This is a genomic window from Nostoc sp., assembly GCF_054880495.1.
On sequence record NZ_JBTYKD010000070.1, the window covers coordinates 1 to 7,856 of the forward strand.

At 43.6% G+C, this 7,856-nt stretch carries 7 protein-coding genes; 6 read left to right on the forward strand and 1 reads right to left on the reverse strand.

Translation table 11 applies throughout. From position 1 onward, the window contains the following. Positions 1-229: 229 nt before the first annotated feature. The gene (locus tag ACYTXL_RS08405) at positions 230-358 is read right to left on the reverse strand and encodes a hypothetical protein (RefSeq protein ID WP_461924312.1); all 129 of its coding nucleotides are present in this window, start codon (positions 356-358) and stop codon (positions 230-232) included. A gap of 27 nt (positions 359-385) precedes the next feature. On the opposite strand from ACYTXL_RS08405, the gene gloA reads away from it, so the two are divergent. The 6 genes from gloA (at position 386) to rpmB (ending at position 7,790) form a co-directional block, all read left to right on the forward strand. Further along, complete coding sequence (gloA, locus tag ACYTXL_RS08410) at positions 386-820, forward strand: lactoylglutathione lyase (RefSeq protein ID WP_461924313.1); 435 nt, start codon at positions 386-388, stop codon at positions 818-820. 493 nt (positions 821-1,313) lie between these two features. After that, positions 1,314-3,956, forward strand: coding sequence for an ATP-dependent chaperone ClpB (gene clpB, locus ACYTXL_RS08415; protein WP_461924314.1), 2,643 nt, complete (start codon positions 1,314-1,316; stop codon positions 3,954-3,956). 341 nt (positions 3,957-4,297) lie between these two features. Next, positions 4,298-4,939 (forward strand): class I SAM-dependent methyltransferase, encoded by a 642-nt coding sequence (locus tag ACYTXL_RS08420; RefSeq protein WP_461924315.1) that lies wholly within the window; start codon positions 4,298-4,300, stop codon positions 4,937-4,939. A 68-nt stretch (positions 4,940-5,007) separates the two neighbouring features. Beyond that, positions 5,008-5,133, forward strand: a complete 126-nt coding sequence (locus ACYTXL_RS08425; RefSeq protein ID WP_461924316.1) for a hypothetical protein — start codon at positions 5,008-5,010, stop codon at positions 5,131-5,133. 128 nt (positions 5,134-5,261) lie between these two features. Further along, entirely contained in the window at positions 5,262-7,253 is a 1,992-nt protein-coding gene (gene htpG / locus ACYTXL_RS08430) for a molecular chaperone HtpG (protein WP_461924317.1), read from the forward strand. A gap of 300 nt (positions 7,254-7,553) precedes the next feature. Further along, positions 7,554-7,790 (forward strand): 50S ribosomal protein L28, encoded by a 237-nt coding sequence (gene rpmB, locus ACYTXL_RS08435; protein WP_292799943.1) that lies wholly within the window; start codon positions 7,554-7,556, stop codon positions 7,788-7,790. Positions 7,791-7,856: the final 66 nt, after the last annotated feature.

Below are 7,856 nucleotides of genomic sequence, written 5' to 3' on the forward strand. Positions count from 1 at the left end.
GCGACACGAGAGCCTTTGGTTACTAGGCTCTCGTGTCGCCCACCCCACAAGTAGTAGTAATTTATTTCTTGGAAGTCCCTTAGCGTTGTCAAGGTGAGTCTTCTATTCATTACTAGCCCTGAACTCGGCAGTTGAGCCTTTTTACTCGGCAGTTGAGCCTTTTTACTCACTCGGCAGTTGAGCCTTTTTACTTGACAGTTGAGCCTATTTACTTGGCAGTTGAGCCTATTTACTTGGCAGTTGAGCCTTTGAACTCCTCTCCAGTCCCCTGTCTTTGCCGAAGCTGAACAATTTTTGGATTTTGTCCAAATGCGATCGCCTCTGGCAACTTCTGTAAAATGTTGATAGAGAATAACACTAAATCAATTACACAGAAAAGGTCAATATGCGATTACTACACACCATGCTGCGGGTGGGCAACCTTGAAGAGTCATTAAAGTTCTACTGTGAAGTTCTAGGAATGAAATTACTGCGTAGAAAAGATTATGCCAGTGGAGAATTTACCCTGGCTTTTGTTGGCTACGGTGATGAAAGCGACAACTCGGTAATAGAACTAACCTACAACTGGGGGGTGGAAAAGTACGAATTGGGTAATGCTTATGGTCACATTGCCCTTGGCGTTGATGATATTTACGCTACGTGTGAAGAAATCCGCAATCAGGGCGGTAAAGTCGTGCGCGAACCAGGACCAATGAAACATGGTTCGACGGTAATTGCTTTTGTGGAAGATCCAGATGGGTATAAAGTTGAACTAATTCAACTGGGAAATCAAGGGTCAGCAGTCAAACAGGAATCACAAGTTGCTCTTGTGAGTCAGTAATTGGATTTAGATCCCCAACTTATTGAAGAAGTCGGGATCTGGGCAGCAAGTTTTGCTTCAGAGCGATCGCAAAATCCACACCGATATTTGGAAAAGCAAAACTACACGCGGTAGGGGCAATACTCTGCGGTCAGCTAAAGCTACATGAATTGCCCCTACCTAAAAATCACTCTTTTCAGCTATTGTTTGCGTAACCTTTCGTAGACATCACTCCAATAACACCATTTGGCAAAGTCCCCTCAGAACAGTATTTTAGTTTTAAATTAGAAAATAGGTAATCAACTAAACTATCAACAATTACCAATCCCAAATTGCCACCGGAGATACATACGGATATACGCTGAGAATGTTTGGATAATTATCTGGGTACTAAGGAGTAGGGTTACAACCACTCCCCACTCCCTAGTACAGACGCGATTAATCGCGTCTCTCCCCACTCCCTTTAATAATCCCCAATCCCTAAACTAAAAATCAAAATTCCAAAATTCTAAAGATGCAACCTACAGATCCGAATAAATTTACTGATAAAGCCTGGGAAGCAATTGTTAAATCTCAGGATATAGTCCGTGCTTATCAACAACAGCAACTAGATGTTGAACATTTAATTATTGCCCTGTTAGAAGAACCCACTAGTCTGGCAATACGTATCCTAGCTCGATCTGAGGTCGATCCAATCCGTTTGCAAGAGCAGCTAGAAGCCTTTACCCAACGTCAGCCGAAAGTTGGTAAAAGTGATCAGCTTTACCTTAGCCGCAATTTAGATGTTTTACTAGACCGCGCTGAGGAAGTTAGAACCAGGATGAAAGACTCTTATATTTCTGTAGAACATATACTTTTGGCATTTGCTGAAGACGATCGCATTGGACGAAAGCTACTCAAAGGCTTTAACGCGGATACAGCTAAACTAGAAACTACGATTAAAACCGTTCGCGGTAGCCAAAAGGTGACAGATCAAAGCCCAGAATCCCGCTATGAAGCCTTACAAAAATTTGGCAGAGATTTGACAGAACAGGCAAAAGCTGGAAAACTCGATCCAGTAATTGGGCGGGATGACGAAATTCGGCGGGTAATTCAAGTCTTGTCTCGACGTAGCAAAAATAACCCTGTATTGATTGGTGAGCCTGGGGTAGGTAAAACTGCGATCGCCGAAGCTTTGGCACAACGGATGGTAAACGGTGACGTTCCCGAATCTCTGAAAAACCGCAAACTCATTTCTTTAGATATTGGTAGTTTGATTGCTGGGGCAAAATTGCGAGGAGAATTTGAAGAACGCTTAAAAGCAGTCCTCAAGGAAGTTACAGAATCTAACGGTGACATCGTACTGTTTATTGACGAACTACACACCGTAGTCGGCACCGGTTCCAACCAACAAGGGGCAATGGATGCTGGAAATCTGCTTAAACCAATGCTGGCGCGGGGAGAACTGCGTTGCATTGGCGCTACAACCCTGGATGAGTTCCGCAAACACATTGAGAAGGACGCCGCCCTAGAACGCCGTTTTCAGCAAGTATTTGTGGATCAGCCAAGTGTAGAAAATACTATTTCGATTCTGCGGGGCTTGAAAGAACGTTATGAAGTTCATCACAACGTCAAAATTTCTGATTCGGCTTTGGTAGCAGCAGCAACTCTGTCAGCACGTTATATTAGCGATCGCTTCTTACCAGATAAAGCGATTGATTTAGTAGATGAGGCAGCAGCACAGTTGAAAATGGAGATTACCTCCAAACCAGCAGAATTGGAAACCATTGATCGCCGCCTCATGCAGTTAGAAATGGAAAAGCTGTCATTAGCTGGCGAAGAAAAGGGTACTCCCCAAACCAAAGAACGTTTGCAGCGAATTGAGCAAGAAATCGCCAAGTTGACGGAAAAACAGCAAATATTTAATGAGCAATGGCAAGGTGAAAAGCAGATATTGGAGGCTATAAGCAGCTTAAAGAAAGAAGAAGATGGGCTGCGAGTGCAAATTGAACAGGCGGAACGTGCCTATGATCTGAATAAAGCTGCCCAACTGAAGTATGGCAAATTGGAAGGAGTACAACGCGATCGCGAAGCCAAAGAAGCGAACCTTTTAGAAATTCAAAATCAAGGTTCCACGTTGCTGCGAGAACAAGTTACTGAAGCCGATATTGCCGAAATCGTCGCCAAATGGACAGGAATTCCCGTTAATCGCCTGTTGGAATCGGAACGGCAAAAATTACTCCAACTAGAAAGTCATTTGCATGAACGCGTCATTGGGCAAGAGGAAGCTGTAGAAGCGGTAGCAGCCGCAATTCGTCGCGCCCGTGCGGGGATGAAAGATCCCTCTCGTCCCATTGGTTCATTTTTGTTCATGGGACCGACAGGTGTGGGTAAAACCGAACTCGCCCGCGCTTTAGCTCAGTTTCTCTTTGATTCTGATGATGCCTTGGTGCGCTTAGATATGTCTGAGTATATGGAAAAACACTCAGTTTCTCGCCTTGTGGGAGCGCCTCCAGGATATGTAGGATATGAAGAAGGTGGTCAACTTTCCGAGGCAGTTCGCCGCCGTCCTTATTCGGTGGTGCTGCTGGATGAAGTCGAAAAGGCGCACCCCGATGTGTTCAATATTTTATTGCAGGTGTTAGATGATGGGAGAATTACTGACTCTCAGGGAAGAACGGTAGATTTTCGCAACAGCGTTATTGTGATGACCAGTAACATTGGTAGCGAACATATTTTGGATGTATCTGGTGATGATTCCAAGTATGAAACAATGCGGAAGCGAGTAATGGAAAACTTGCGATCGCATTTCCGCCCGGAATTTCTCAACCGCGTCGATGATATTATTCTTTTCCATACCCTAAATCGCACTGAAATGCGGCAGATCATCCGTATTCAACTCAAGCGCGTAGAAAATCTCCTGCGCGAACAAAAAATCTACTTCGAGATATCCCAATCTGCCTGTGATTACCTTGTAGAATCAGGCTATGACCCAGTTTACGGCGCACGCCCCCTGAAACGGGCAATTCAGCGAGAAATAGAAAACCCTCTCGCTACCAAGTTATTGGAAAATACTTTTATCTCTGGAGACACAATTATCATTGACAAAAATGAAACCGGTCTGTCTTTTAGTAAAAAAATGCTGGTGAAGGTATCAGTACCACAGATTGCTACATAGCAGTTATTAATTGCGTGGAATACAGTGTCAACTTAAGCCGTGGCGAATGGAATTCGCGGTTACACAAACTCTCGTCCCCCTCCGAGGACTAAGAAAAAATTCCGGGTTTGTAACCCGCGCAGGCGGGTAAAGCCTCGTGTAGATGCCGTTTCTAAGCGCCGATTTCACCTTAAGTTGACACCACACCACAATTGTGATCTCCTACCGTGTGTTGCATCAATTTGCTTCTTACAAATTACGAATTAGGATAAGAAACTGTTACTTTCACTATTATTTTAGGGAATCCTGTAGTTGTATACCCACCACATTTGTCAGTCCACCAGGTTAGGTAGGCATTGTTTATGCAACTCATCACCTCCTTAGATATTAGAAATTCGGAATATTTATCAAAAAATCGGCTCATCAGTTACCACCACCAGTTGCGTCTAATTTTTTCGCTGGGTAATCAGGTAAAAAACGTTCTGGAAATTGGCATTTTTAATTCTCTATTAACAGACATTCTAAAGAACAATGGATACAACGTCACGACTGCTGATATTGACCCTAACCTGAAGCCAGAAATGATTTTGGATTTGACCACAGATTTTTCATTACCACAAGATAAATTTGATGTGATCGTCCTGTTTCAAGTGCTGGAACACTTTCCCTACGAACAGTCAGAAGAAGCATTAAAAAAACTTGCCATTGCAACAAAGAAATTTTTGGTGATTTCGATTCCCTATTGCACCCAATACCTCTCGTTTCAGATCAAGACTTCTTTCTCAGGCAGACCAAGGCATTTATTAATCAATATGCCAAAATTCTGGAGTACAAAGCCAGTATGTGGCGAACACTACTGGGAAATGGGTTTGAAAGGATATCCCAAAAAGCGGATTTTAAACTCTGTTGCAAAAGCTGGATTAACTGTCAAGCAAGAATTTATCGATCCCACTTATCCGTATCACTATTTTTTGGTATTGAAGAAGAATTCCAGCAATAGTTAGACAGCAGTCTCAACTAGACTAAATAGACCTGGGTTAAAAATCGGGAGTCGGGAAATCCGAATCTGAAAATGGGGGCAAACAATCCTCAAAAAGCGAGCGTAGGCGCAGCCCGTACTTCTCTACGAGACGCTGCGCGTAGCTTGCTTCCACGAAGTGGTACGGCAAGCTCAGTAACCATCGTAGACATCGCTTAAGCTATCTTTTAAAATCTTAATTGGTATCATCCCCTTCTGTGTTCTCCGGGTTTATCCTGGAAAACAGAGGGCTAGGCTGTATTAGCGACTATCATCATTTCAGATACTAACATCGAAAATTACCAATTATGCTGGAACAAGGAACAATCAGTATTCATACTGAAAATATTTTCCCGATCATTAAGAAGTCCCTTTACTCAGATCACCAAATCTTCTTACGGGAACTGGTATCCAACGCTGTAGACGCCATCCAAAAGCTGAAAATGGTATCCCGCGCCGGAGATTACGCTGGAGATATCGGCGAACCAGAAATTGAAATTGCCATTGACAAAAACAATAAAACCCTATCTATCTCTGATAACGGTATCGGGATGACCGCAGATGAAGTTAAAAAATATATCAATCAGGTTGCCTTCTCTAGTGCTGAAGAGTTTATTCACAAGTATGAAGACAAATCAGATCAAGCGATAATCGGCCACTTCGGGCTTGGTTTCTACTCTTCCTTCATGGTGGCGCAAAAGGTAGAGATTGATACCCTCTCATATCAAGAAGGAGCGGAGGCGGTTCACTGGAGTTGCGATGGTTCCCCAGCTTTCACCCTAGAAGATTCGCCCCGGACAACTCGCGGCACCACTATTACTCTCAGCTTGCAAGGAGAAGAAGAGGAATTTCTAGAATCAGCACGGATTAAGAATCTTGTCAAGACTTACTGCGACTTCTTGCCAGTACCAATAAAACTTGATGGTGAAGTATTAAATAAGCAAAAAGCACCGTGGCGAGAGTCTCCGAGTAATCTGAGTCAAGAAGATTATTTAGAGTTTTACCGCTACTTGTATCCTTTTCAGGAAGAGCCTCTCTTGTGGGTACATCTAAATACAGACTATCCCTTTATCATCAACGGGATTCTGTATTTTCCCAAAATGAGGCCAGATGTAGATGTTACTAAAGGGCAGATCAAGCTATTTTGTAATCAAGTTTTTGTTAGTGACAACTGCGAAGAAATTATTCCGCAATTTCTGACTCCAATGCGGGGTGTGATTGATAGCAGCGATATTCCTCTGAATGTATCGCGCAGTGCCTTGCAAGGCGATCGCACCGTGCGGAGAATCGGTGATTACATTGCCAAAAAAGTAGGCGATCGCCTCAAAGAACTTTTCCGCGACAACCGCGAACAATACATTAGCGCCTGGAAGGATCTTGGGACTTTTGTCAAATTCGGCGTTCTCAACGACGAGAAATTCAAAAAACAAATCGAAGATATCATTGTCTTCCGCACCACCGCCAAGCTGACAGAAAAACTTGCTGCTGAAACTCCAGCAGTTGAGGTACAGTCTTCAGAAGGGGATGCTTGGCAAGATGTGACTCCTCCCTCAAACAGTCCTGATTTTTCAGCACCCAGCGCTCCTTATACTACGCTGAAAGAGTATCTAGAACGTAACAAAGAACACCACGAGAACCGGGTTTTCTACAGCACCGATGAAGCAACCCAAGCTACATACATAGAATTGCACAAAAATCAAGGCTTGGAAGTCTTGTTTATGGACTCCTTCATTGACACCCACTTTATCAACTTCTTAGAGCGGGAATATCAGGATGTCAAATTTACGCGGGTAGATTCCGAGTTAGATAATACGCTGCTAGAACAAGACAAAGCTACGGAAATTATTGATCCCAACACCAACAAAACTCGGAGTGAGACGATCAAAGAGTTATTTGAAAAATCTCTCAACAAACCGAAACTCAACATCCGTACCGAAGCGTTGAAATCAGATGATCCTCAAGGGACACCACCTGCGATCGTGCTTTTACCAGAGATTCTCCGCCGCCTGCGGGAAATGAACGCCATGATGCAGCAGCAGACAACAGAATTTCCCGAAGATCATATTTTGGTAGTGAATACTGCTCACCCACTGATTCAAAATCTCGCAAATCTTAACCAAAGTAGTATTATTCAAGGTGAGGGTGAATCGCCTACAAATCAGTTAGTGAACTTGATTTGCCAACACGTCTACGATTTAGCGCTGATGTCTCAGAAAGGATTTGATGCTGAGGGAATGAAATCCTTCGTCGAGCGATCGAATGAGGTACTCACCAAGCTGACGGAAGAAGCTAGTAAATAGTGCTGAGTTAGGAGCAGAGACGCGATTAATCGCGTCTGTACAGGAGTTTGGAGCAGAGACGCGATTAATCGCGTCTGTACAGGATGTTTGGAGCAGAGACGCGATTAATCGCGTCTGTACAAGAGTTTGGAGCAGAGACGCGATTAATCGCGTTTGTACAAGAGTTTGGAGTTATTTTTCCCCCCGCTCCCATTCGGCTACGCTCACGGCAAGCCTGCTCCCCATCTCTTTTCCTACTTCTGTTGCCTAAGACCTAAAATGGAAAGGCTGTATTAAAATAAAAATCTGGAGATATTTGCTATGTCCCGTCGCTGTGAACTAACTGGTAAAAAGGCAAATAACGCCTTTGCTGTTTCCCACTCTCACCGTCGTACTAAACGCCTTCAGCACGTCAATCTGCAAAGCAAGCGTGTTTGGTGGGAAGGTGGAAATCGCTGGGTGAGATTAAAGCTGTCTACTAAAGCAATCAAAACCATAGGAACCAAAGGCTTAGAAGTAATGGCAAAAGAAGCTGGCATTAACCTGAATCATTACTAAGTAATGTAGATTTCATCACCTGAGACTTTCGTAGAGTAGAATACAGGTGATTCATAGAGTAGCACA